The sequence below is a fragment of the Craterilacuibacter sinensis genome, assembly GCF_009831765.1.
Classification (GTDB): domain Bacteria; phylum Pseudomonadota; class Gammaproteobacteria; order Burkholderiales; family Chromobacteriaceae; genus Craterilacuibacter; species Craterilacuibacter sinensis.
In genome coordinates, this window is record NZ_WSSB01000003.1 from 47,584 (window position 1) to 71,072 (window position 23,489).

Annotated in this window: 18 protein-coding genes; 13 read left to right on the forward strand and 5 right to left on the reverse strand. The window is 60.1% G+C overall.

What is annotated here, in order from left to right; translation table 11 throughout:
• Window positions 1-110: 110 nt before the first annotated feature.
• Together ypfJ and GQF02_RS04095 are read right to left on the reverse strand one after the other, a co-directional pair.
• On the reverse strand, window positions 111-971 hold the full coding sequence (ypfJ, locus tag GQF02_RS04090) for a KPN_02809 family neutral zinc metallopeptidase (protein WP_160795059.1): 861 nt from the start codon (window positions 969-971) through the stop codon (window positions 111-113).
• A 38-nt stretch (window positions 972-1,009) separates the two neighbouring features.
• Complete coding sequence (locus GQF02_RS04095) at window positions 1,010-1,582, reverse strand: DNA-3-methyladenine glycosylase I (protein WP_160795061.1); 573 nt, start codon at window positions 1,580-1,582, stop codon at window positions 1,010-1,012.
• A gap of 173 nt (window positions 1,583-1,755) precedes the next feature.
• Between GQF02_RS04095 and putA the strand changes: the two genes are divergently transcribed.
• From putA to GQF02_RS04115, 4 genes are all read left to right on the forward strand, one after another.
• Entirely contained in the window at window positions 1,756-5,367 is a 3,612-nt protein-coding gene (gene putA, locus GQF02_RS04100; protein WP_160795063.1) for a trifunctional transcriptional regulator/proline dehydrogenase/L-glutamate gamma-semialdehyde dehydrogenase, read from the forward strand.
• 114 nt (window positions 5,368-5,481) lie between these two features.
• Complete coding sequence (locus GQF02_RS04105; RefSeq protein WP_160795065.1) at window positions 5,482-6,711, forward strand: branched-chain amino acid ABC transporter substrate-binding protein; 1,230 nt, start codon at window positions 5,482-5,484, stop codon at window positions 6,709-6,711.
• A 563-nt stretch (window positions 6,712-7,274) separates the two neighbouring features.
• Window positions 7,275-8,138 (forward strand): universal stress protein, encoded by an 864-nt coding sequence (locus GQF02_RS04110; RefSeq protein WP_160795067.1) that lies wholly within the window; start codon window positions 7,275-7,277, stop codon window positions 8,136-8,138.
• 600 nt (window positions 8,139-8,738) lie between these two features.
• A complete protein-coding gene (locus GQF02_RS04115) occupies window positions 8,739-12,794 on the forward strand; it encodes a bifunctional diguanylate cyclase/phosphodiesterase (protein WP_160795069.1) in 4,056 nt (1,351 codons plus the stop codon).
• Window positions 12,795-13,079: 285 nt separating this feature from the next.
• Here the strand turns inward: GQF02_RS04115 and GQF02_RS04125 are convergent, their stop codons facing one another.
• Window positions 13,080-13,346 carry a GlsB/YeaQ/YmgE family stress response membrane protein gene (locus tag GQF02_RS04125; RefSeq protein ID WP_124736021.1) on the reverse strand — a complete coding sequence of 89 codons (267 nt, stop codon included), beginning with the start codon at window positions 13,344-13,346 and terminating at the stop codon, window positions 13,080-13,082.
• 139 nt (window positions 13,347-13,485) lie between these two features.
• Between GQF02_RS04125 and GQF02_RS04130 the strand changes: the two genes are divergently transcribed.
• The 9 genes from GQF02_RS04130 (at window position 13,486) to frdD (ending at window position 22,189) form a co-directional block, all read left to right on the forward strand.
• Entirely contained in the window at window positions 13,486-14,514 is a 1,029-nt protein-coding gene (locus GQF02_RS04130; RefSeq protein ID WP_160795071.1) for an adenosine deaminase, read from the forward strand.
• Window positions 14,511-14,870, forward strand: a complete 360-nt coding sequence (locus GQF02_RS04135) for a cysteine-rich CWC family protein (RefSeq protein WP_124736019.1) — start codon at window positions 14,511-14,513, stop codon at window positions 14,868-14,870. Before GQF02_RS04130 ends, GQF02_RS04135 begins: the two co-directional genes overlap by 4 nt.
• A 211-nt stretch (window positions 14,871-15,081) precedes the next feature.
• Window positions 15,082-16,152 carry an alanine/ornithine racemase family PLP-dependent enzyme gene (locus GQF02_RS04140; RefSeq protein WP_124736018.1) on the forward strand — a complete coding sequence of 357 codons (1,071 nt, stop codon included), beginning with the start codon at window positions 15,082-15,084 and terminating at the stop codon, window positions 16,150-16,152.
• A gap of 38 nt (window positions 16,153-16,190) precedes the next feature.
• Window positions 16,191-17,645: an arginine-ornithine antiporter gene (gene arcD, locus GQF02_RS04145; protein ID WP_124736017.1), complete on the forward strand. Its 1,455-nt coding sequence runs from the start codon at window positions 16,191-16,193 to the stop codon at window positions 17,643-17,645.
• 138 nt (window positions 17,646-17,783) lie between these two features.
• Entirely contained in the window at window positions 17,784-18,752 is a 969-nt protein-coding gene (locus tag GQF02_RS04150; RefSeq protein ID WP_124736016.1) for a LysR family transcriptional regulator, read from the forward strand.
• 125 nt (window positions 18,753-18,877) lie between these two features.
• Entirely contained in the window at window positions 18,878-20,668 is a 1,791-nt protein-coding gene (gene frdA / locus GQF02_RS04155; protein WP_160795073.1) for a fumarate reductase (quinol) flavoprotein subunit, read from the forward strand.
• Complete coding sequence (locus GQF02_RS04160; protein ID WP_220789330.1) at window positions 20,665-21,420, forward strand: succinate dehydrogenase/fumarate reductase iron-sulfur subunit; 756 nt, start codon at window positions 20,665-20,667, stop codon at window positions 21,418-21,420. Before frdA ends, GQF02_RS04160 begins: the two co-directional genes overlap by 4 nt.
• Window positions 21,417-21,827, forward strand: coding sequence for a fumarate reductase subunit C (locus GQF02_RS04165; protein WP_160795075.1), 411 nt, complete (start codon window positions 21,417-21,419; stop codon window positions 21,825-21,827). Before GQF02_RS04160 ends, GQF02_RS04165 begins: the two co-directional genes overlap by 4 nt.
• Window positions 21,824-22,189, forward strand: a complete 366-nt coding sequence (frdD, locus tag GQF02_RS04170; RefSeq protein WP_220789331.1) for a fumarate reductase subunit FrdD — start codon at window positions 21,824-21,826, stop codon at window positions 22,187-22,189. Before GQF02_RS04165 ends, frdD begins: the two co-directional genes overlap by 4 nt.
• Before the next feature lie 57 nt (window positions 22,190-22,246).
• Here the strand turns inward: frdD and GQF02_RS04175 are convergent, their stop codons facing one another.
• Together GQF02_RS04175 and fabI are read right to left on the reverse strand one after the other, a co-directional pair.
• A complete protein-coding gene (locus tag GQF02_RS04175) occupies window positions 22,247-22,600 on the reverse strand; it encodes a YkgJ family cysteine cluster protein (RefSeq protein ID WP_160795077.1) in 354 nt (117 codons plus the stop codon).
• A gap of 77 nt (window positions 22,601-22,677) precedes the next feature.
• Window positions 22,678-23,466, reverse strand: coding sequence for an enoyl-ACP reductase FabI (gene fabI, locus GQF02_RS04180; protein WP_124736012.1), 789 nt, complete (start codon window positions 23,464-23,466; stop codon window positions 22,678-22,680).
• Window positions 23,467-23,489: the final 23 nt, after the last annotated feature.

The following is a 23,489-nucleotide window of genomic DNA, read 5'->3' on the forward strand; positions in this document are numbered from 1 at the left end:
TCTGGGAGCGGTGCCTGTTGCCAGATGCGTTCCCATCGCGCATCTCTTGCTGATGCCGTGCCGGAGGTGGCCGCCGGGCAGAGGCCGGGCCGCCATCCATATGCGCCTTACTACAGGCTGGCGGCGGCAAAGGTGTCGCACTGCTGCATCTGGCCTGTGTCGAAACCGCGGCGGAACCAGCGTACGCGCTGCTCGCTCGTGCCATGGGTAAAGCTGTCCGGCACCACCGCCTGTCCTGCCGAGCGTTGCAGGTTATCGTCGCCTATCCTGGAGGCCGCGTTCAGGCCTTCTTCCAGATCGCCCGCTTCCAGCAGCGAGCGCGCCCGGTCGGCGTGGTGGGCCCAGACCCCGGCCAGACAGTCGGCCTGCAACTCCTGCCGCACCGATAGTGCATTGCCTTCGGCCTCGCCCATTTTGCTACGCAGCTGGCGCACCTTGTCCGAAATGCCCAGCTGGTTTTGTACATGGTGGCCGATTTCGTGCGCGATCACATAAGCCTGGGCGAAGTCCCCCGGCGCCCCCAGTTGCGTGTGCAAGGTGCGGTAGAAGTCCAGATCGATATATACCTTGCTGTCCAGCGGGCAGTAGAACGGCCCCATCGCCGCCGAGCCCTGGCCGCAGGCTGTGGGCGTGCGGCCGGAGAACAGCACCAGCGTCGGCGCCTGATAGGTCTTGCCCTGCTGGCGGAACAGTTCGCCCCAGACATCTTCGGTGTCGGCCAGTACCACCGAGACAAAGCGGCCCATCTCGTCATCGGGAGCCACCTTGCTCGCCGGCACGTGCTGTACCTGCTGCGGGCCATTGCCGACCATGCCGAGTATCTGCATCGGGTTGATATCGAACAGCCACCACGCCAAGAGTGCGATGGCGATGGTGCCAAGGCCGATCTTGCCGCCGCCAAGGCGGGGAGCTGCGCCCATGCCGCGGCGGTCTTCGATATTGTCGCTTTCACGCTTGTCTTTCCAGCGCATGCTGTTCTCCCTGCCTGCTATGCCTGCATCAGTGTGGCTTATGAGCGCATTTTTTGCTGGGCGGCAGGGCAGGATCGCAGATGATCATTGACGACGCCGGTCGCCTGCAGGAAGGCGTAGATGATGGTGCTGCCGACAAAATTCATTCCCGCCTGCTTTAGCTCGCGGCTGATGGCATCCGACAGCGGGGTACTGGCCGGCACTTCGGCCATGCTCTCAGGGCGGTTGACCAGCGGTTTTCCATCCACATGTGCCCACAGCCAGGCAGCAAAACTGCCATGCGCCTGCTGCATGGCGACAAACACGCGCGCATTGCGCCGTGCGCTGGCGATTTTCAGCCGGTTGCGCACGATGGCCGCATCTTGCTGCAGTGCAGTCAGTTCGGCATCGCTCATCGCGGCCACCCGTACCGGATCGAAACCGTGAAAGGCGCGGCGGTAGCCTTCGCGTTTTCTGAGAATGGTGATCCACGACAGGCCGGCCTGTGCGCCTTCCAGTAGCAGCATCTCGAACAGATGATGGTCATCATGGCTGGGCACGCCCCATTCGGTGTCGTGGTAGGTGATATATAAGGGATCGTCCCCGCACCATGGGCAGCGCTGTGTGTTCATTTGTTTTTTTTCCGGTTAGATGCTTCGCATATTGTAGTGCCGTCGGCTGTTGTCCATGGGCGACAGTGGCGTATTTAAATTAGCCAAAACATGACAAAAGCGAGCAAAATATTACCAATTGGATACAATCTTCAATATCGACTCGGATCGCTTTGCCTACTTAAGGACGCACCATGCAATTTTTGCCGTTTGCCCATAGCCAGACCCCGCTACGCGATGCCATCACTTCCGCCTACCGCCGCGACGAGCGTGAGTGTGTGCAAAGCCTGTTGCCGCAGGCGGCCATGTCCGCCGAAATGGTCGAATCGGTACAGGGCCTGGCCAGCCAGCTGGTGGGCGAGGTGAGGCGCGAACGCAGCAAAGCCAGCGGGGTGGATGCGCTGATGCACGAATTCACGCTGGACTCCGAAGAGGGCGTGGCGCTGATGTGCCTGGCCGAGGCGCTGTTGCGCATTCCGGACAAAGCCACCGCCGATCGCCTGATCCGCGACAAGATCGCCAAGGGCGACTGGAAGCGCCATCTGGGCAATAGCGCCTCCTTATTTGTGAACGCCGCAGCGTGGGGGCTGGTGGTGACCGGCAAACTGGTGGGCTCGCATAGCGAGCAGGGGCTGGGTTCGGCGCTGACGCGCATGATCGCCAAGGGCGGCGAGCCGCTGATCCGCAAGGGTGTGGACATGGCAATGCGCATGCTGGGCAAGCAGTTCGTCACCGGCGAGACCATAGGCGAGGCACTGGAAAACGGCAAGGCACGCGAGGCGCGCGGCTACCGCTTCTCTTACGACATGCTGGGCGAGGCGGCGCTGACCGAGGCCGATGCCCAGCGCTATCTGGCCGACTATGTGACGGCCATCCACGCCATCGGCCAGGCTTCAGCCGGGCGCGGCGTCTATCAGGGGCCAGGGATTTCGGTCAAGCTGTCCGCCATCCACCCGCGCTACAGCCGCATGCAGCACGCGCGCATGATGGCGGAACTGTTGCCGCGCCTGAAGGGGCTGTTTTTGCTGGCCAAGCAGTACGATATCGGCCTCAATATCGATGCCGAAGAAGCCGACCGGCTGGAAATCTCGCTCGACCTGATCGAGGCGCTGGCGGCGGACCCTGATCTGGCCGGCTTTGCCGGCATCGGCATCGTGGTACAGGCCTACCAGAAGCGCTGCCCGTATGTGATCGACTATCTGGTCGATCTGGCGCGCCGCACGAATCACCGCTTTATGGTGCGCTTGGTCAAGGGCGCGTACTGGGACGCCGAAATCAAGCGCGCCCAGGTCGACGGCCTGTCCGGCTTCCCGGTGTATACGCGCAAGGTCTACACCGATGTGTCCTATCTTGCCTGCGCGAAAAAGCTGCTGGCAGCGCAGGACGCGATCTATCCGCAGTTTGCCTCACACAACGCCTACACCCTGTCGGCCGTCTACCATCTGGCCGCCGGCAAGGACTACGAATTCCAGTGCCTGCACGGCATGGGCGAGACGCTGTACGACCAGGTGGTCGGCAAGGACCACCTGGACAAGCCGTGCCGCATCTACGCGCCGGTCGGCTCGCACGAGACGCTGCTTGCTTATCTGGTGCGCCGCTTGCTGGAGAACGGAGCCAACTCGTCGTTTGTGAACCGCATCGTCGACGAGAATGTTTCGATCTCCGAACTGGTGGCCGACCCGGTCGTGCAGGCCGCCGAGCTTGGCGGTGCGCCGCACGGCAAGATCGCGCTGCCGGCGGCGCTGTTTGCGCCAGCGCGCACCAATTCTCGCGGGCAGGATCTGGCCAATGAACAGGTGTTAGCCAGCCTGCAGATCGCACTCTCTAACGCCGAAGCGCAAAGCTGGCAGGCATGTCCGATGCTGGCCGACGGCGATGTGCGCGACGGCACGGCGCTGGCGGTGGTCAACCCGGCCGAGCGCAGCGACGTGGTCGGCAGCGTGATCGAAGCGAGCGTGGCTGACGTCGGCCGTGCGCTGGCGTTTTCCGCTGCCGCCGCGCCCGAGTGGGCGGCAACGGCGCCGGCGGCACGTGCGGCATGCTTGATGCGCATGGCGGACTTGATGGAAGAAAACATGCCGGCCCTGATGGCGCTGGCGGTGCGCGAGGCGGGCAAGACGCTGGCTAACGCCATTGCCGAAGTGCGCGAGGCGGTGGACTTCTGCCGTTATTACGCCAGCGAAGTAGCGGCGAATTTCGACAACGCGGCCAACCCGGCGCTGGGGCCGGTGGTGTGCATCAGCCCGTGGAACTTCCCGCTGGCGATCTTTACCGGTGAAGTGGTGGCGGCGCTGGCCGCCGGCAATACCGTGCTGGCCAAGCCGGCCGAGCAGACACCGTTGATTGCCGCGTTTGCCGTGCGCCTGCTGCACGAGGCCGGCGTGCCGCGCGATGTGCTGCAATTGCTGCCCGGCCGCGGCGAGGTGGTCGGTGCCGCGCTGACGGCAGACGCGCGGGTACAGGGCGTGATCTTTACCGGTTCGACCGAGGTGGCGCAGCTGATCAACCGCACGCTGGCCAAGCGGCAGGACGAAGTGGCGCTGATTGCCGAAACCGGCGGCCAGAACGCGATGATCGTCGACAGCTCGGCCTTGCCCGAGCAAGTGGTGAGCGATGTGTTGAACTCGGCCTTTGATTCGGCCGGTCAGCGCTGCTCGGCGCTGCGTGTGCTTTATCTGCAGCGCGATATCGCCGACAAGGTGATCACCATGCTCAAGGGGGCGATGAACGAGCTCTCTATCGGCAACCCGGCGCGCTTCAATACCGATATCGGTCCGGTGATCGACGAAGAGGCGCGTGCCGGCTTGCTTGCGCATATCGAGCATATGCGCGCCGTAGCGCGCGACGTGCACCAGCTGGCATTGCCGGACGCGTGCGCGAACGGCAGCTTTGTCGCGCCGGTGCTGTTGGAAATTTCCGATTTGTCCGAGCTTAAGCGCGAGGTATTCGGCCCGGTGCTGCATGTGCTGCGTTACGACGCATCGGAGCTGGATCGCGTGATAGCCGAGATTAACGCCACCGGCTACGGCCTGACCCACGGCGTGCATACCCGCATCGACGAAACCATGGCGCGTATCGCGCAAGGGGTGAAGGCCGGTAACGTCTATATCAACCGCAATATCGTCGGCGCCGTGGTCGGCGTGCAGCCATTTGGTGGCGAGGGCAAGTCCGGCACCGGGCCCAAGGCCGGCGGCCCGCTTTATTTGTACCGCTTGACCCGTGGCGCGTGGAACCCTGAACTTGGGCAGCTTGCTCCTGTCGCCTTGCCGGCGCTGGATGCGCTGCAAGCGGCCTTGCCGGCACTGGCGCCGACCGAGGCGCAGACGGCTTTACGTGCGCGCTTGAATTGGGCTCGCGCGAATAGTCCGCTGGGCCTGAACTGTGTCCTGCCCGGACCGACCGGCGAGCACAATACCCTGCGTTTTGCGCCGCGCGGGGTCGTGGCTTGTCTGAGTGAAGATAGGGAGAGTTTGCTGGGCATGCTGGTGGCGGCATTTGCCACCGGTAACCGGGTGCTGGTGTTGCGTCATGCCGAGAATGCCGTACTGGCCGAGGCATTGGCACCGTGGCTTGGGCTGGCGGATGCGCCGCAACAAGCAGAAGTTGATGCAGTGTTGCATGATGGCAACAGCGCAGGGGCAAGTGCCTTGCGCCTCGAGCTGGCGGCACGCGATGGCGCGATTATCCCGCTGATCGAAGCCAAAGCGGGTGTTTGCAACCTTTACCGTCTGCTGGTCGAGCGGGCCTTGTCGGTCAACACCACGGCAGCGGGGGGCAATGCCAGCCTGATGAGCTTGACCGAGTAAACAGCATCTTGTTTTTTGCCGCCGGTCAGCGCAATATGCCGGCGGCGTTATCGGCGCTGCAGCCATATAAAAGTCTGCATAACAGACATTTGCATCTAGACAAAGAGGAACACCATGCATTTCACCCGACGTTCGACCCTGACCCTGGCCGTTGCGGCCGCGCTGGCCCTGACCGCTTGCGGTAAAAAAGACGAAGCGGCCGCGCCGGCTGCCGATGCCTCGGCCGCAACTGCTGCAGCGGGCGCGACTGTGGTCCAGATCGGCTTTGCCGCGCCATTGACCGGCCCGCAGGCGCATTATGGCGAAGAGTACAAAAATGGTGTGACGCTGGCGATTGAAGACGCAAATGCTGAAAAGCCGGTTATCGGCGGGCAGCCGGTGACGTTTGAACTGGTGGCGGAAGATGATCAGGCCGACCCTAAAACAGCCACCCAGGTTGCGCAGAAGTTTGTCGATAGCAAAGTGAGCGGCATGGTTGGCCACTTCAACTCCGGCACCTCGATTCCTGCTTCCAAGATTTATGCCGATGCTGGCATTCCTATGGTCGCGATGGCGACTGCGCCGGCGTTTACCCAGCAAGGCTACAAGACCACCTTCCGTTCGATGACGTCCGATACCCAGCAAGGCTCGGTCATGGGCAAGTTTGTCGTTGAAAAGCTGGGCGCCAAGAATATCGTGATCATTGATGATCGCACCGCCTATGGTCAGGGCCTGGCCGACGAGTTTGAAAAAGCGGTACAGGCTGCCGGCGGCAAAGTGGTCAAGCGCGAGTTTACCAATGACAAGGCCACCGATTTTGCCGCGATTCTGACCAGCATCAAGGGCCAGAACCCGGATGTGGTGTTCTTTGGTGGTGCCGATGCGCAGTCCGCGCCTATGGCCAAGCAGATGAAGCGCCTGAGTATCAAGGCACCGCTGGTATCCGGCGAAATGACCAAGACGCCGAACTTCGTCAAGCTGGCCGGCAAGGAGGCTGAAGGCACCATCGCTTCGCTGGCCGGTTTGCCATTGGCCGATATGCCTAAGGGCAAGGATTACGAAACCCGCTACAAGGCACGTTTCCAGAGCGATGTGGCGACCTACTCTCCATATGGCTATGACGCGGCGCGCGCCATGATTGCCGCCATGAAGAAAGCCGATTCCACCGAGCCTGCCAAGTATCTGCCGGAGCTGGCGAAAAATGCCTACACCGATGGCGTGACCACCAGCAACTGGGCGTACGATGACAAGGGCGATCTGAAAGATGGCGGTATTACCGTTTATCAGGTGAAAAACGGCGACTGGGTCGTACTGGAAACCGTAGGCGGTGGTGTTAAGGCTGGTAACGCATCCGCAGCCCAGTAAACGCTCCGCACTGCAATCACGCCGTCAGGGTAAAGCCTTGGCGGCGTTTTTTTATTGTGCGAGGGCTCAATGCGCGAGCAGCAACGGGCAGTCTGCTTTTGCCTGCAGCATGTTGGCCGCAGACAGTGTGCTGCCGATTGCGACGTGTGTGGCCTCACGGATTCCGGTGGTGCGTCACCTGTGGCGAAGTTCATGCCTGGCAGACGCACGGATTTTCACAGGTATAGCGGACAAGCTTGTGGATAGGCTGTGGACACATGGCTGCAGGTGTAGTCCTGGTGCTGCGCCGCGTGTGGCTGCTTAAAAAACGGGCAGTCGCTGCGGGTGTCATGTTTTCCCACTTTATTAGGCCGGTTCGTCATTGCCATATCCGGCGCGTGCTACTGATGGTGTAGCCGTCCAGGGCCGGGATATCGAGGGCATGGCTGGCGCAGGGGCGTGCGATGTGTCGGCGTGGTAATAGGTACGGTCGTATTTGCCACTGTAAGTGGCTGAATCCTATCGGGAACTAATCTAAATGGCTACAGACGAACGGGCATGACAAAGTCGTTATGGAGAACGAAATGCCTGCACTCGAACGTATTCTGGTCACCACTGATTTTTCTCCGCTGGGCAACGCGGCGGTGCGCCGCGCTGCCCGTCTTGCCGCGCGCGACGGCGCCAAGCTGCTGCTGGTGCATGCCTTGCCGCGCTTTTCCACTTTGCAGGCGGTGTTCGGCGCTCACGCTCAGGTCGCGCAGCAGATGCGTGCCGCGGCCGAGGCCCATATTGGTACGCTATTGGCCGAGGCCGATGCGGCCGGCGTCGTGGATGTGCGTGGCGAGATCGGTGAGGGTGCCGCACACCGTGTGGTTGCCGATGCCATTGAGACTTTCCATCCCGACCTTGTGCTGATCGGTGCCCATGGCAAGGGGCTGCTGCAGCAGTTTTTCCTGGGCGGCACGGCGGCACGCATTCTTGCCCAGTCGACCTGCCCGGTGCTGGTCGTGCGCGAACTGGTCGAGGCGGACTATCAGCATGTGGTGGCTGCGGTTGATCTCGGCCCGCGCTCACCGGTGGTACTCGCTGCGGCACACCGGGTTGGCGGGTGCGCGCAACTGACAGCCGTATATGCGTATACGGCGCCTTTCGAGGCATCGCTGCGTTACAAGGGCTTTCCCGAGGAAGACATCCGCCGCTATGTGGAAAAAGAGGCGCAGGCTGCACAACCGCGCATGGATGCACTGCTTGCTGCATCCGGGCTGACTCAGGATGCCCGCATCGTGTATGGGGATATCAATCCGGCCTTGCCCGAAGCTGTGCGCGAACTGGGCGCGGAGTTGATCGTCGTCGGCAAGCATGGTGGCCGACGCGTTGAAGAAGCGATCATGGGCAGCGTGCCGCGCTTTTTGGCCTACTACGCGCCGTGTGATGTGCTGGTGTGCTGAAGGACTCATCCCACATCCATAGAAGGATCTGGATGTCTGCTGCTGATGGCCTCGCTTTGCTGGGCGCAGTCTTGTTGGCTGCGTTCGGCGGCGAGGCTTTTTTGCGGGCCATTATCGGCGCGGCAGGGGCTTGGCCTGCCCAAGGCGGGGGTTGCGAGTACGCTGCTGTTGGAGGAGGTGCACAAGCTGTTGCGGTGCGTATTCACGCGCGGAAAATAAGCGCGCTTTTAGTACCTGTTTATATCTGCAGCGTGTCTGTGATACGGCGTTAAAGACGGCTTCGAAAATGCGCATGTGCCCTATGTGCATGCTGCTTTCTCCGTCGTTTGCGCCTTGTCTCGCGCGAGCTCGCGAGATGGTGAGCAGGCTCTTGCTAACTACAGAATGATTCCGTGCAGTGATGCAAGCTCTTGAGTCAGTCATTGCCTGAATGCCTGGCGTGCTATTTGCGCGGCATGGCGCTTATCGGTAATGTCCATGGTATTATTTGGTTGTTAAATAAAAGCCTTATGTATAAATTGGCTATGCCATTGTTGCGGCATGTTCTGATTGTCATGCGTTTGATGTTGCCGTCCTTGTGCCGGCCGGTAGAAAGCCGATATGAATTTAGGTCGCCTCCAGTGGCGCTCGCTCAAGACACGGGTCACTTTTACGGCTCTCTTTGTACTGATGGCCGGGATCTGTTTGCTGACGTTCTACGTCAGCCGGATGCTGCGTGAGGATATGCAGCAGCAGCTGAGCCAGCAGCAGCTGTCGGCAGTCAGCTTTATAGCCAACCATGTCAACCATGAGTTGGACGAGCGTATGCAGGTACTGCATGTCGTAGCGGCCAGCGTGCAACCGGCACAACTGGCCGATGACCATGCGATGCAGGCGCTGCTGGATAAGCAGGCCTTGCTGCTGGCGATGTTTAACGGCGGCGTTCTTGCTTACCGGACTGACGGGGTCGCCATCGCCGAGACGCCGCGTTCAGTCGGGCGTGTCGGTACCAACCATTTGTATATCGACACGATTGCCGCCGCCTTGCTCGAGGGGCGTGCCACTTTTAGCCGACCCATCATGGGTAAAGCTTTGCGCGCGCCAGTTTTCGGCATGAGTGTGCCTATTCGTGACGGGCAAGGCCGGGTGGTGGGGGCTTTATCCGGCGTGACCAATCTGGGCAAGCCCAATTTTCTCGATCAAATTACTGGCAGCACTTACGGCAAGAGCGGCCATTACGCCATTGTCGATCGCCGGAACCGGCTGGTCGTGACCTCTTCCGACAAGCTGCGCATTATGCAGCCGTTACCTGCACCCGGTACTCATGCCCTGACGGATCGCCTGTTGCGGCAGAATGCCGGCTCGGCAATTGGCACGAGCCAGCAGGGGGGGGAGGAGCTGCTTTCCAGCCAGGATATCCCGCTGGCCGGTTGGGTATTGACGGCCTCACTCCCTACTGAAGAGGCATTTGCCCCTATCCAGTCTATGCAGCAGCGCATGCTGCTGGCCGCTTGCCTGCTGTCCTTGCTGGCCGGTGTGCTGATCTGGTGGCTGCTGCGGCGTCAGCTTTCACCTTTGCAACAGGCCGCCAGTATGTTGACGCAACTGGCAGAGCAGCCTCCTGCCGTGTCGGCCTTGCCTATCCAGCGCCATGATGAAATCGGCAGTTTGATTGCCGGTTTTAACCGCTTGCTCGCCAAGCTGGCCCAGCGTGAACGTGCCTTGCAGGAAAGCCGGAGCATGTTGTCGGAAATTCTGGCCAATGTGGATGCAAGTATTTATCTGAAAGATACAGAAGGGCGTTATCTCTTTGCCAACCGCCCGGTGCTGACCTTTTTTGGCGCTTCTCTTGAGGAGGTCGTCGGGCAGAGGGATGAGCATTTTTTCGACCCGGATACGGCTGCCCGCTTGTGCCTGAATGACCGTCAGGTGCTGGATCAGGGTCTGGTGCTGCGCACGGAAGAGAGCAATTTGCAGGTGCAGGGGCGCTGCGCGACCTACTGGACCGTCAAGTTGCCGCTACGCAATGCTGCCGGTGAGATTTATGCCTTGTGCGGAATCTCTACCGATATGACCGAAAGCAAGCGCATTGAAAAATACGAACAGTTCCGCAGCCAGACCCTTGAACTGCTGGTGAAGGGCGCTTCCTTGCCGGTGTTGCTGCAGGCCATTGTGCAGGGGGTGGAGCAGGTTGACCCGGCCATGTTGTGCAGTATCCTGCTGCTGGATGAAGACGGTCGCCATCTTGGCCAGAGCGTAGCGCCGAGCCTGCCTGAGTTTTATGTTGCCGCTATTGACGGCGTCGAGATCGGGGTCGGCGTAGGCTCTTGTGGAACGGCGGCCATCACCGGGCAGCGGGTGATCGTCGAGGATATCCAGCAACATGCTTATTGGGCGCCATATAAGGAGTTGGCAGCGCGTGCCGGGCTGGCGGCTTGCTGGTCGCAGCCGATATTGTCATCCGCCGGCAAGGTGCTGGGGACTTTTGCCATCTATGCGCGCGAAGTGCGCCAGCCTGGCACCAGCGATATCGCGATTATTGAACAGTCTGCCCATCTGGTCAGTATCGCGCTTGAGCGCAAACAGGCGGAGGACAAGCTGCATCTGGCGGCGAGCGTGTTCACTCATGCGCGTGAGGGCATCATGATTACCAGCCTTGATGGCAGAATCATTGATATCAATGCTGCGTTCAGCCAGATGAGTGGGTATTCTCGCGCTGAAGTGCTGGGGCAGAACACCCGTCTGTTCAAGTCGGGCCGGCATCCGGATGCGTTTTATAGTGAGCTGTGGCAGCAATTGGGTATATGCGGCTATTGGTCGGGTGAACTGTGGAACCGCCACAAGAATGCCGAGATCTGTGCCGAGATGGTGACAATCAGCGCCATACGCGATAGCGCAGGCAGTACGCGGCAATATGTGGCGCTGTTTTCCGATATCTCCGCATTGAAGGCGCATCAAAACCAGCTTGAATACATGGCGCATTATGATGCGCTGACCCGTCTGCCCAACCGTATCTTGCTGGCGGACAGATTGCAGCAGGCCATGAGGCAGAGCTCCAGAAGCGGGCATGCACTGGCTGTTGTCTATCTGGATCTGGATGGTTTCAAGGAAGTCAACGACCAGTATGGACATGCAGCGGGCGACCAGTTGCTGCTTGTGCTGGCCGATGGCATGCGAAACGCCCTGCGGGATGGCGATACGCTGGCTCGTCTGGGCGGCGATGAGTTTGTCGCGGTGCTGCCGGACCTGTCTGAGCCTGCAGCCTGCAAGCCCATTCTGGCCCGATTGCTGGATGCCGCAGCGCAGACCGCGATGGTGAATGGTGAGGCCTTGCAGGTTTCGGCCAGTGTGGGGGTCACGTTTTATCCGCAGCAGCAGGAGGCAGTAGATGCCGACCAGCTCTTGCGTCAGGCCGATCAGGCCATGTATCAGGCCAAACTGGCCGGACGTAACCGCTTCCACCTGTTTGATGCGGAGGAAGATCGCAATATCCGCCACCACCATGCCAGTCTGAAGCGTTTGCGCCAGGCGTTGAATGATGGCGAGTTTGTGCTGTATTACCAGCCCAAGGTCAATATGCGTAGCGGTGAAGTGGTGGGGGCCGAGGCACTGATACGCTGGCAACATCCAGAGCAAGGCTTGCTGCCACCTGGCGAATTCCTGTCGGCCATCGAGAATGACCCTTTGGCCATTGAACTGGGGGAGTGGGTGATTGCGACCGCATTGGCCCAGATGCTGGCGTGGCGGGAGGCAGGGCTGGATATACCGGTTAGCGTCAATATCGGAGCATACCAATTGCAACAGGCCGGTTTCGCCACGCGCTTGCGGGCGCTATTGGCGGCACAGCCGGCGGTTCGGCCTGGCGATCTGGAACTGGAGGTGCTGGAAACCAGTGCCATGGAGGATCTGAGCGGGGTATCGCAGCTGATCGCGGCATGCGGCGAGATCGGTGTTGTGTTTGCGCTGGATGATTTTGGTACCGGCTATTCCTCGCTGACGTATCTGAAACGCTTGCCGGTTGTCCTGCTTAAGGTGGATCAGAGTTTTGTGCGCGACATGCTGGAAGATGCCGATGATTTGGCCATTCTGGAAGGCGTGATCAGTTTGGCCGCGACTTTCCGGCGCCAGCTTATTGCCGAAGGCGTGGAAACCATCGCGCATGGCGAACTGCTGCTGCAATTGGGGTGCGAACTGGCGCAGGGCTATGGTATTGCGCGCCCTATGCCCGGGCCGGCCTTGCCGGACTGGGCCGCGCTCTGGCGACCCGACCCGGCCTGGCAAGATGTGGCGGTGATTGAGCGCCATCATTTACCGCTGCTATTTGCCCAAGTGGAACATCAGGCATGGATGGATCATATGGTCCGCTATCTTCGCGGCGGACAAGTGGCTCAGCCCGCGCTGGATCCAAAGCGTTGTCGCCTGGGCTTATGGCTTGGTGGCGAGGGCTTGCTGCGTTACGGGGCATTGCCGGCCTTGACCCAGGCTGCAGCCTTGCATGATCAAGTCCATGCACAGGCTGCGCGTTTGTGCGAGTGGCGGGTATTGGGCCGGCAGGCACAGGCCGATGCCGGCATCGAGGCGCTGCAGGAACTGCATGCCGGGTTGCAGGATCAGCTAAAAAAGCTGGAGGTAGTGTCGGGGCAGGGTCTTGTTTCACGTGTTGAAGCCCGGGTTTAAGAGCTTGTCGCTTACGTGCGGCATGCGAGTATAAGCCGGACGCGCCCGGCGCCTTGCACCCCCGGCTTCACCCGTATTCGTCATCAACCTGTGCCACCTGCCACCACCAGTTGGTGCATACGGGTCATGCAAGGTGATGGCGAAGCGCTTGGTTCCGGCAGGTGCATCGCTTTCAGACTAGCGGTGGCGATATATTATTGCCGCTGCAGCCCCAGACAAGGGCAAAACATCGTGCTGGCAGAAAGTGCTGTATCTCACGGATTATCCTTTTCGTAGATGCGGCGCTTACTTGAATACACCCAGCAGCTTCAGCACAAACAGCAAGATCACGGCGCCCAGAATGCCGAAGCCCAGGCCGGTCAGTGAAAATGCGCCGGCGCTGTCGGCTGCACCGATGCCCAGCACGCTGCCGAACACCCAGCGCCCGAGTGCCGAGCCGATAATACCGACCAGGACATTGGCGATAATGCCTTGCTGGGCGTCAGTGCCCATGACCTTGCTGGCCAGCCAGCCGATCAGACCCCCCACAATCAGGGTGATGATCCATCCCATAAAGTTCTCCTCCTGTACGTACCTGATAAATGATGATGTACCGTGCCAGCATAGACGCATTTCTGGTTTTTTTTGCACGGCGCGCAGGTGACAGGCTTTACGGTATCATCGCCGCTCGCCCATCTGTCTTTGTGATGTCATGCCCCATTCTGTTGATGAACTGATTGCCCGTCTGCCCAAGACCGAGCTGCACCTGCATATTGAAGGCACGCTGGAGCCGGAGCTGATGTTTGCCTTGGCGCAGAAAAACGCCGTTGCCCTGCCGTATGCCAGCGTGGAAGAAGTCCGTGCCGCCTATGATTTTTCCAATCTGCAGTCTTTTCTCGACCTGTATTACGCCGGTGCCGGCGTATTGCTGACTGAGGATGATTTTTTCGATCTGGCCTGGGCCTATCTTGAGCGCGCACATGGCGACCGTATCGTGCACGCCGAAATCTTCTTCGACCCGCAAACCCATACCGCCCGCGGTGTTCCCTATGCCACCGTGCATCGCGGCCTGTGCCGTGCGCTTGCTAAAGCACAGCAGCAGTGGGGCATGAGCTCGCGCCTGATCCTGTCTTTCTTGCGCCATCTGAGCGAGGACGACGGCTTTGCCGTGCTGGACGAGGCTTTGCCGTTTATTGACGAGATAGACGGCTTCGGCCTGGATTCGAGCGAGCTTGGCCATCCGCCGGAAAAATTCGCGCGCCTGTTTGCCCGTTGCCGCGAACTGGGCAAGCCGGTAGTGGCGCATGCAGGAGAGGAGGGGCCGCCGGACTATGTGTGGCAGGCGCTGGAGGGTTTGCAGGTGTGCCGCATCGATCACGGTGTACGTTCGCTGGAAGATGCGGCGCTGGTCGCGCGTCTGGCACAGGCGCGCATGCCGTTGACCGTTTGCCCCTTGTCCAATCTCAAGCTCAAGGTGGTGGATGATCTTGCCGTGCATCCGCTGAAAAAAATGCTCGATGCCGGTTTGTGCGCGCTGGTGAATTCGGATGACCCGGCTTATTTCGGCGGCTATCTGGGGGAGAATTTGCTGGCTTGCCGTCAGGCGCTGGACTTGTCGGCGGATGATGTTGTGCAACTGGTCAAGAACGGGTTTGAGGCCAGCTGGTTGCCATCCGCACAAAAAGCCTGCTGGCTGGCCGAATGCGATGCCGTCCTGGCTGCGTGGGAAAATGAAGCATGAGCGTGGTCTCGCCCTGTATTGGCCAGTGCAAGCTGGATGAGAGCGGCCGCTATTGCACCGGCTGCCAGCGCACGCGCGATGAAATCGGTGCCTGGAGTGCGATGAGTGATGCCGGCAAGAAGGCAGTGTGGGCGCGCTTGCTGTCGCTTAAGCCAGCCGTGAGGCAAAAGGTGTGCGAGGCGTGCGGTGCCGGCTTTGCTTGTGGCAGCGGCGCTAAGGACGGGACTTGCTGGTGCAATGACCTGCCCAATGTGCTGCCGCCCACCCCGGGCGTGGCCGATTGTCTGTGTCCGGATTGCCTGAAACAAAAGCTGGCTGCCGAGTATCAGGCGCGCGGTCTGGATTGCCCGCTTTAAATGAAACCCATGCCCGCGGTGATCGCTCTCTTTGCCGCGGGTTTGCTTCCACTTGCCTTGCTCATGGGCGATACATTGCATTTTTCTAAAGTGAATATGATTACATAGTAATTTATTCATTCTGTTCTCCTCTGTACATTCCGGATCAAGCAAAGACCACGGGCCTTGTTAGTCAGGCCCGGTTTTGAGAATCAGGAATCCGGAGGAAATCATGTCCCAAAGTTTGCCTTGTCTCTTTGTTGATCTGCCGCTGGTGCGTGCCAATGCCGAAGCAATGGTCGAGTTATGCGAGGCGTCGGGCATCCACCCGGTCGGCATCACCAAGCTGGCCTGCGGCTCGCATGAAGTGGCTGAAGCCTACCTCGATGGCGGCATCCGCACCTTGGGCGACTCGCGTATCCATAATCTGGAAAAGCTGCAGGACTTGCCTGCGCAAAAACTGCTGCTGCGCATTCCCGCCGCAAGCGATGCCATGGATGTGGTGCGCTACGCCGATATCTCGCTCAACTCCGAAGAACACACGATACGGGCCCTGTCTGCGGCAGCCGTAGCGCAAGGGCGCGTACACAAAATCATCGTGATGCATGACTTGGGCGACTTGCGCGAGGGCTGTTTCAATGCTGACGACACCGTGGCGCTGGCGCATCTGGTCAGCGAGTTGCCCGGTCTCGAACTCGAAGGTCTGGGCACCAATCTCGCCTGCTATGGCGGCGTCGAACCCTCTACCGAAAACCAGCAGCAACTGGTCGATATTGCACACCGTATCGAGCATGAACTGGGCGTGAAGCTGCATGTGGTTTCCGGCGCCAGCTCCGCTGCATTGCCCTTGCTGCTTAGGGGCGGCTTGCCGGACGGCATCAACCAGCTGCGTCTGGGCGCGTCCTTGCTGATGGGCATCGGTCTGAATGACGACCCGATTCCGGGCACGAGTCAGGACACCATGCGTCTGGGGGTCGAGATTATCGAGCTCAAGGAAAAACCGTCGGTACCTGTCAATTCGACTGCACTGGATGCTTTTGGCAACAAGCCGGTATTCGAGGATCTGGGTATCCGCCGGCGCGCCATCTGCGCTATCGGCAAACAGGATGTGAATTTCGACGACCTGATCCCGCTGGATCCTGCGCTACGCATTATTGGCGGCAGCTCTGACCACCTGATTCTCGATGTGACCGAGACTGCGCAGCCTTATCAGGTCGGCGACACCATCTACTTCGCGCTGAGCTACGGCGGCGCCTTGCAATGCATGACTTCCGAGTACGTGCGCAAAGAATACTTGCACTAAGCCATATGGGCTTCCGACTCATTGAAATGGAGTAAAACATGACTGAAGTCGTACAAGGAGGGGCCGCGCCCGCGGCCGAACCCAAGCTGAAACTCGGCGCGCTGACCGCGCTGGTCGTCAGTGCCCTGATTGCAGCAGGCATCTTCTCGCTGCCGCAGAATATGGCGAAATCGGCCGGTGCCGGTGCGATCATCATAGGCTGGGCGATTACCTTCGTCGGCATGCTGATGCTGGCTTTCGTGTTCCAGACGCTGGCCAACCGCAAGCCCGATATCGAAGGCGGTGTCTACGGTTATGCCCGCGCCGGTTTCGGTCCGTATATGGGCTTTAACTCGGCCTGGGGTTACTGGATCTCGGCGTGGATCGGCAACGTGTCTTACTACGTGGTGATCTTCTCTGCCTTCAGTTCTTTTTCCGGCCTGGAATTCTTCGGTGAGGGCAACACCCTGCCGGCCATCCTGTGCTCGTCCGTGCTGCTGTGGGCCTATCATTTCCTGATTTGCCGCGGCATTCAGGGTGCGGCGATGATCAATATCATCACCACCGTTGCCAAGCTGATTCCGCTGGGCCTGTTCCTGGTGCTGGTATTTGTTGCCTTCAAGATCGAAACTTTCCAGCTCGACTTCTGGGGACGTCCGGAACTGGGTTCCGTGCTGGATCAGGTCAAGAGCACCATGCTGGTAACCACCTGGGTGTTCATCGGTATCGAAGGCGCGTCGATTTTCTCCAGCCGTGCCGAGAAGATGGCCGATGTGGGCAAGGCGACAATGATCGGTTTTGCGCTGTCCATCATGATGTTCGTTGCCGTGTCGCTGCTGTCGCTGGGCGTGCTGTCCCAGCCTGAACTGGCTGCGCTGAAGAACCCGTCTACCGCTGGCGTGCTCAAGGCTGCCGTAGGTGACTGGGGTGCGACACTGATGAATGCCGGTCTGATTATCTCGGTTGGCGGTGCACTGCTGGCCTGGACCTTGCTCGCAGCCGAAGTGCCATACCTCGCCGGTAAAGACGGCACCATGCCGGCTTTCCTGGGCAAGACCAATGCCAAGGGTGCTCCGGTCAATGCGCTGCTGCTGACCAATGGTCTGGTGCAACTGTTCCTGATCATCACCCTGTTCAATGGTTCGGCTTACCTCGACCTCTTGTATCTTGCTACGTCGATGATCCTGATCCCTTACCTGTTGTGTGCGCTGTATGCTGCGATGATCGCCGTGCGCAAGGATGGCTATAAGGGTGAAGAAGGTGCTGCAGGTAAAGACTTGGTGGTTGGCGTGCTGGCCTCGGTTTACGGTTGCTGGCTGCTGTATGCGGCAGGCCCTAAATACCTGCTGCTGTCCATGGTGCTGTACGCCCCAGGCATTCTGTTCTACCTGAAGGCCCGTAGCGAGCAGAAGCTGGCCGCCTTTACCCGTAACGAAATGGTGTTGGCCGCAATTGCTGTCGTGCTTGGTTTGTTTGCCGCCTGGCAACTGGCCACCGGTGCCCTGACGCTGTAAACCAACGTTTTCCGTGATGTACCCTATTGCCCCCGCGCTGCGGGGGCTTTTTTGTGCGTGTTTGATTAAGGTCAAATCGGCGCTAAGGGGTTGGCGGTAGTTTTCGCTACCTTGTTGCCGGCTGTTTTATTGCCGGCCATGGAAAACGAAAATGGAAGGCTGGCCGTGCGTCTGGATAATTTCGATCTCAGGTTGTTGCGCATCTTTATCACCATTGTCGAGAGTGGCGGATTTTCGGCTGCCCAGGCCAAACTGGGTATGAGCCAGTCGGCCATCAGCTGCAAAATGCACGATCTGGAAACCCGGCTGGGCATGTGTCTGTGCCTGCGCGGTCGCAGCGGCTTCAAGTTGACGGTAGAAGGGCAGCAGGTTTACGAAGAAACCCTGCGCCTGCTGTCTCAGCTTGGGCAGTACGAGAACAAGCTGGGCCTGATACGCGAGCAGATTTTCGGTCATGTGCGCATCGGGGTCGTTGACACCATTGCGATGAATCCTGCTTGCCGTCTGCCGGTCAGCCTGCGCGAGTTCACACGCAAGTATCCGGAAGTCAGTGTGACGCTGGATGTGATGGAGTCCAATGAAATCGAGGTGTTGTTGTTGCAGGGCAAGCTGAGCATAGGCTTGTGCTCCAGCGATTACGAAATGCCCGGCCTGGAATACATCCCTTTGTTTTCCGAGCGCCAGCGCCTGTATGCTGCTGCATCGCATCCGGTGTTCCAGCTCGATCCCCCGGTATCGCGTAAAAAAGATCTGTTGCCGTTTGCCATTGCCGGGCGCGGCAAGCCCGGTGTGACGCCACTGGACGAAGCCGATGGCTTTTGCTCGCGTGCCGTTTCGGCCCATATGGAAGGCACGGCCTTGCTCTTGCTTTCGGGCGAGCAAATCGGATATTTGCCCGAGCATTATGCCGTGCCCTGGGTCGCTGCCGGTGTGTTGCGTGTTCTGGATTTGCCTGCCTTGGACTACTTTCCCGCATTCAGCCTCTGTTTGCCGCGTTACGGCCAGAGCTCGCAAGCGACGCAGCGCATGCTGGTTGAGCTACTCGCCCCTTATCCGCAAGCTGCAGGAAAGGTTGTGCGCGAGCACTGGCCAGAGGCCGTGATTTAGCATCTGGCTTCTTCCTTCAGTTTGGGCGCATCTGACCGGGATCAAATCAACTGAATAAGAATACCTTTATATTCATGGCATGATTATCCGACTGACCCGCCAGCGGGCCGGCCACAGGAGCATGTATGCAGGTATTCAAGGCTGATGTTGTGATTGTGGGGGCCGGCGGGGCCGGTTTGCGGGCGGCGATTGCCGCCGCCGAACTGGATCCGGCACAAAGCATTGCACTATTGTCCAAGGTCTACCCGATGCGCAGCCACACGGTGGCGGCCGAGGGCGGCGCAGCCGGCGTGGTGCAGGCACACGACAGTCTGGAGCATCACTTTAACGACACGGTGTCCGGTGGCGACTGGCTGTGCGAGCAGGATGTGGTCGATTATTTTGTCGGCGAATGTACGCGCGAGATGGTGCAGTTGGAACATTGGGGCTGTCCGTGGAGCCGCAAGGAAGACGGCCATATCAATGTGCGCCCGTTTGGCGGCATGAAAATAGAACGCACCTGGTTTGCCGCCGACAAGACCGGCTTCCATATGTTGCACACCCTGTTCCAGACCTCGCTCAAATATCCGTCCATCCGCCGCTTCGATGAATACTTTCTGCTTGACCTGATTGTCGACGACGGCCGGGCCCAGGGCGTGCTGGCAGTGGAAATCGCCAGCGGCGAGATGATCCTGATTGAAGCCGGTGCGGTGGTGTTTGCCACCGGCGGTGCCGGACGCGTGTTCCGCGAGAACACCAATGGCGGCATCGTCACCGGCGACGGCATGGCGGTGGCCTATCGCCATGGTGTGCCTTTGCGCGATATGGAGTTCGTGCAGTATCACCCGACCTGTATGCCGGGCACCGGGCTGCTGTTTACCGAGGCCTGTCGCGGCGAGGGCGGGCTACTGGTCAATAAGGATGGCTACCGCTACCTGCAGGACTATGGTCTGGGGCCGGCCGAGGACAAGCCGCGCAATAAGGCGATGGAGCTGGGGCCGCGCGACCGTCTGAGCCAGGCCTTCTGGTACGAGATGCAGAAGGGCCGCACCATAGACGGCCGCTACGGGCCGGTGGTGCATCTGGATTTGCGCCATCTGGGCGCGGAAAAATTGCACGAGCGCCTGCCGCAAATCTGCGAGCTGGCACGCGAATTCATGGGTGTCGATCCGGTCACCGAGCCGATTCCGGTGCGCCCGGCCGTGCACTACACCATGGGCGGCATACCGGTCGATGTGCACTGCGCATCCTCCTTGAGCGGCCTGTTTGCCGCCGGCGAGTGTTCCAGCGTTGGCATCCACGGCGCCAACCGTCTGGGCTCCAACTCGCTGGCCGAGTTGTCGGTGTTCGGCAAGGTGGCCGGCGAATCCGCCAGCCGTTATGCGCGTGAAGCCAAGCCGCGCAATAGCGCCGCCTTGCTCAAACTGGCCGAAGCGGCCGCCTTGCCTGCGAAAAACCTGCTGCGCCGCGACGGCAGCGAGCGCATTGCCGATATCCGCCGCGAAATGGCGCAGACCATGGAAGAGGGCTGCGGCATCTACCGCTTGCACGACAGCATGCAGGCCACCTGCGACAAGCTGGCCGAGCTTAAGGTGCGCTACCGCAATATCCACATCGAAGACCGCTCTTCGGTGTGGAATAGCGACTGGCTGCTGGCGATCGAGCTGGGTTACCAGCTGGATGTGGCCGAAGCCATGGCACATTCGGCGCTGAACCGGCGCGAGTCGCGCGGCGCGCACCAGCGTCTGGACGGCTACGAGGCGCGCGACGACATCAACTTCCTCAAGCACTCGCTGGCGCACTACCAGAGCGGGTGCGCACCGGTCATTTCCTATGGCAACGTGAAAATCACCCGCTCGCCACCGCGCGTGCGTGCGTATGGTGCGGCAGGCGAGGCAGCGGAAAAACAACAGGCAGGGCAGGAGGCTAAAGAATGAGCGCAGCAATGGCTAAGGTTTCGGTATTGCGTTACCGCCCCGAGCAGGACGAGGTGCCGGTGTGGCAGGATTATCAGGTGCCGTACAGCGACGACATGTCGGTACTGACCGCGCTGAACTACATCAAGGATGAGCTGGACGGCACGCTGAGCCTGCGCTGGTCATGCCGGCAGGCGATTTGCGGCAGTTGCGGCATGATGATAGGTGGCAAGCCGTCTCTCGCCTGCAAGACCTTCCTGCGCGACTACCCCGAAGGAATCAGGGTCGAGGCGCTGGCCCACTTCCCGATCGAGCGCGACCTGGTGGTGGTGATGGACGGCTTTATGGACAAGCTGCAGAAGGTCAAGCCCTACATCATCCCCAAAGAAGCGCGCTCGCTGGATGAGGGCGAGTATTTGCAGACGCCGGCAGAAATGGATCTCTATGCCCAGTTTGCCGGCTGCATCAACTGCGGCTTGTGTTATGCCGCCTGTCCGCAGGTCGGCCTCAACCCCGACTTTATCGGCCCGGGCGCCATTGCATTGCTGCACCGCTACAACCTTGACAGTCGCGATGGCGGCAGCGCCGAGCGCATGGCGCTGATCAATAGCGAAGTCGGCGTGTTCAATTGCACTGCGGTGGGTTATTGCTCCGAGGTGTGCCCGAAGATGGTGGACCCGGCAAATGCGGTCAACGTGGGCAAGATGAACAGCGCGCGCGACTACTTCTTCCGCTTTATGCGTCCTGCTGGCGAAAAAGGAGAGTGCCGATGAGTGCGAGAAAACCCTATGTCCGGCCTATGGCTGGCTGGTGGCGCCGCGACCCGTTTTTCGTCGAGTATATGGTGCATGAAGGCACGGCTTTTTTTGTCTGGCTGTATGCACTGGAGCTGCTGGCGGGCGTGCTGTGTCTGGCACAGGGCAAGGCCGCGTGGGATGCCTACCGCGCGTTCGTTGCCAGTGTGCCGCTGTTGATCCTCAACGCCGCCATCTTCGCCATGATGCTGTATCACGGCTACACCTGGTTCAAGATCATGCCGCGCACCTTGCCGCCGATGAAGGTCGGCGGCAAGCGGGTGGCCGGTGCGACCATTACCGCGCTGGGCTTGGGCGGTGCACTGGTGGCCAGCGTGCTGCTATTCGGGATTGTATGGATGTTGACGAGCGGAGGTGCACAATGAACCAAGCCCTGAAGCGTAGTCATGAGCCGATATTCTGGCTGCTGTTTGGCGCAGGCGGCATGTTGGCGGCGCTGATCGGCGCCATGCTGGTGTTGATCACCGCCTTTGCCGTCCCCCTGGGGCTGTTGCCGGCGGATGCTTTCTCCTACGCCAATATGCTGGCCTTTGCGCAGAACCTGTTCGGCAAGGCCTTTATCCTGGCAGTGGTAGCCTTGTTCTTCTGGCATGCGGTACACCGCATCTTCCATAGTCTGCACGATGTGGGCATCCATGCCGGCACCGGCGCCCGTGTGCTGTGTTACGGCACGGCATTGGCCGGCACGCTGCTCACTGTCTGGGCGCTGTGGACGATAGGCTTCTGAGTTTGGGTAAAGCGTTGACACCGCCCGGCTTTGGCCGGGGTGTGTCATGACCAGCGTTTAAACCAGCACCTGACGCGTGTTGCGCATGTACTGATGAATCTGTGTTTCGATATCCGGGGCGGTCAGTACTTCGGGGCGGCGGCCATGCGGGCAGGGCAGGCTGGCGGTAGTGCCGAACAGGCGGCAGATCAGCGGGCGTTCGCTGTAAACCTGACAGCCCTTGTCACCCAGATGCGGGCAACTCAGTGCCGCCAGTGCGGCCTCGTGCTCGGCTGTGCTTTTGCGCGGCAGTCTGGCCATTTCCTCGCTCGAAGTAGTGACCGGGCCGCAGCAATCGTGGCAGCCGGGGACACAGGCAAAGGCCGGGATCTGGCTGCGGAAAAAACGGATTTTCTGGCTATTGCTGTTCATGATGGGGTAGGCGATCCGGTCGGCAAAAATAATAAAGGCGTCCGCAAGCGGACGCCTTTGCCTACGGTGATGCGTGCTTAGTTTTCTGCCGCATTCATGGCATTGATGCTGAAGCCGGCATCCACATAGGTGATTTCACCGGTAATGCCCGACGACAGGTCGGACAAGAGGAAGGCGGCCGTATTGCCGACTTCTTCGGTGGTGACATTGCGGCGCAGGCAGGCCTGATCGGCCGCGGCGCTGAGCAGCTTGGAGAAGCCGGAGATGCCGGCTGCCGCCAGCGTCTTGATCGGGCCGGCCGAGATGCCGTTGACGCGTATGCCTTCTTTGCCCAGGCTGGCAGCCATAAAGCGTACCGACGCCTCCAGGCTGGCTTTGGCCAGACCCATCACGTTGTAGTTGGGCATGGCGCGTACTGCGCCCAGATAGGACAGGGTAAGCAGCGATGCCTTGCGTCCCTGCATCATCGGACGTGCCGCCTTGGCCAGTGCCGGGAAGCTGTAGGCCGATACGTCGTGTGCGGTCTGGAACGCTTCGCGGCTCAATGCGTCGAGAAAGTCGCCTTCCAGCGCTTCGCGCGGGGCGAAAGCAATGGCGTGTACCAGACCGTCCAGACCTTCCCACTCCTTGCCCAGATCGGCAAACAGTGCATTGATTTCGTCATCGTTCTGCACATCGCAGCGGAAGACCAGCTTGGAGCCGAAGTCGGCGGCCATGTCACGAACACGCGTTTCCAATTTGTCGACTACATAGGTAAACGCCAGTTCTGCCCCTTCACGGTGGCAGGCTTGGGCGATGCCGTAGGCGATCGAACGGTTGGAAATCATGCCGGTGATCAGAATTTTCTTGCCTTGCAGGAAACCCATTTCGAGTCCTTGTACATGTAACA

What these genes read in the sequence shown, in the direction of transcription:
- GQF02_RS04140 (WP_124736018.1), top strand. Translation starts at nt 15,082, where the DNA reads ATGTCCCAAAGTTTGCCTTGTCTCTTTGTTGATCTGCCGCTGGTGCGT.
- frdA (WP_160795073.1), top strand. Translation starts at nt 18,878, where the DNA reads ATGCAGGTATTCAAGGCTGATGTTGTGATTGTGGGGGCCGGCGGGGCC.
- frdD (WP_220789331.1), top strand. Translation starts at nt 21,824, where the DNA reads ATGAACCAAGCCCTGAAGCGTAGTCATGAGCCGATATTCTGGCTGCTG.
- GQF02_RS04175 (WP_160795077.1), bottom strand. Translation starts at nt 22,600, where the DNA reads ATGAACAGCAATAGCCAGAAAATCCGTTTTTTCCGCAGCCAGATCCCG.
- GQF02_RS04115 (WP_160795069.1), top strand. Translation starts at nt 8,739, where the DNA reads ATGAATTTAGGTCGCCTCCAGTGGCGCTCGCTCAAGACACGGGTCACT.
- GQF02_RS04125 (WP_124736021.1), bottom strand. Translation starts at nt 13,346, where the DNA reads ATGGGATGGATCATCACCCTGATTGTGGGGGGTCTGATCGGCTGGCTG.
- GQF02_RS04135 (WP_124736019.1), top strand. Translation starts at nt 14,511, where the DNA reads ATGAGCGTGGTCTCGCCCTGTATTGGCCAGTGCAAGCTGGATGAGAGC.
- GQF02_RS04160 (WP_220789330.1), top strand. Translation starts at nt 20,665, where the DNA reads ATGAGCGCAGCAATGGCTAAGGTTTCGGTATTGCGTTACCGCCCCGAG.
- arcD (WP_124736017.1), top strand. Translation starts at nt 16,191, where the DNA reads ATGACTGAAGTCGTACAAGGAGGGGCCGCGCCCGCGGCCGAACCCAAG.
- ypfJ (WP_160795059.1), bottom strand. Translation starts at nt 971, where the DNA reads ATGCGCTGGAAAGACAAGCGTGAAAGCGACAATATCGAAGACCGCCGC.
- GQF02_RS04130 (WP_160795071.1), top strand. Translation starts at nt 13,486, where the DNA reads ATGCCCCATTCTGTTGATGAACTGATTGCCCGTCTGCCCAAGACCGAG.
- GQF02_RS04150 (WP_124736016.1), top strand. Translation starts at nt 17,784, where the DNA reads ATGGAAAACGAAAATGGAAGGCTGGCCGTGCGTCTGGATAATTTCGAT.
- putA (WP_160795063.1), top strand. Translation starts at nt 1,756, where the DNA reads ATGCAATTTTTGCCGTTTGCCCATAGCCAGACCCCGCTACGCGATGCC.
- GQF02_RS04165 (WP_160795075.1), top strand. Translation starts at nt 21,417, where the DNA reads ATGAGTGCGAGAAAACCCTATGTCCGGCCTATGGCTGGCTGGTGGCGC.
- GQF02_RS04095 (WP_160795061.1), bottom strand. Translation starts at nt 1,582, where the DNA reads ATGAACACACAGCGCTGCCCATGGTGCGGGGACGATCCCTTATATATC.
- GQF02_RS04105 (WP_160795065.1), top strand. Translation starts at nt 5,482, where the DNA reads ATGCATTTCACCCGACGTTCGACCCTGACCCTGGCCGTTGCGGCCGCG.
- fabI (WP_124736012.1), bottom strand. Translation starts at nt 23,466, where the DNA reads ATGGGTTTCCTGCAAGGCAAGAAAATTCTGATCACCGGCATGATTTCC.
- GQF02_RS04110 (WP_160795067.1), top strand. Translation starts at nt 7,275, where the DNA reads ATGCCTGCACTCGAACGTATTCTGGTCACCACTGATTTTTCTCCGCTG.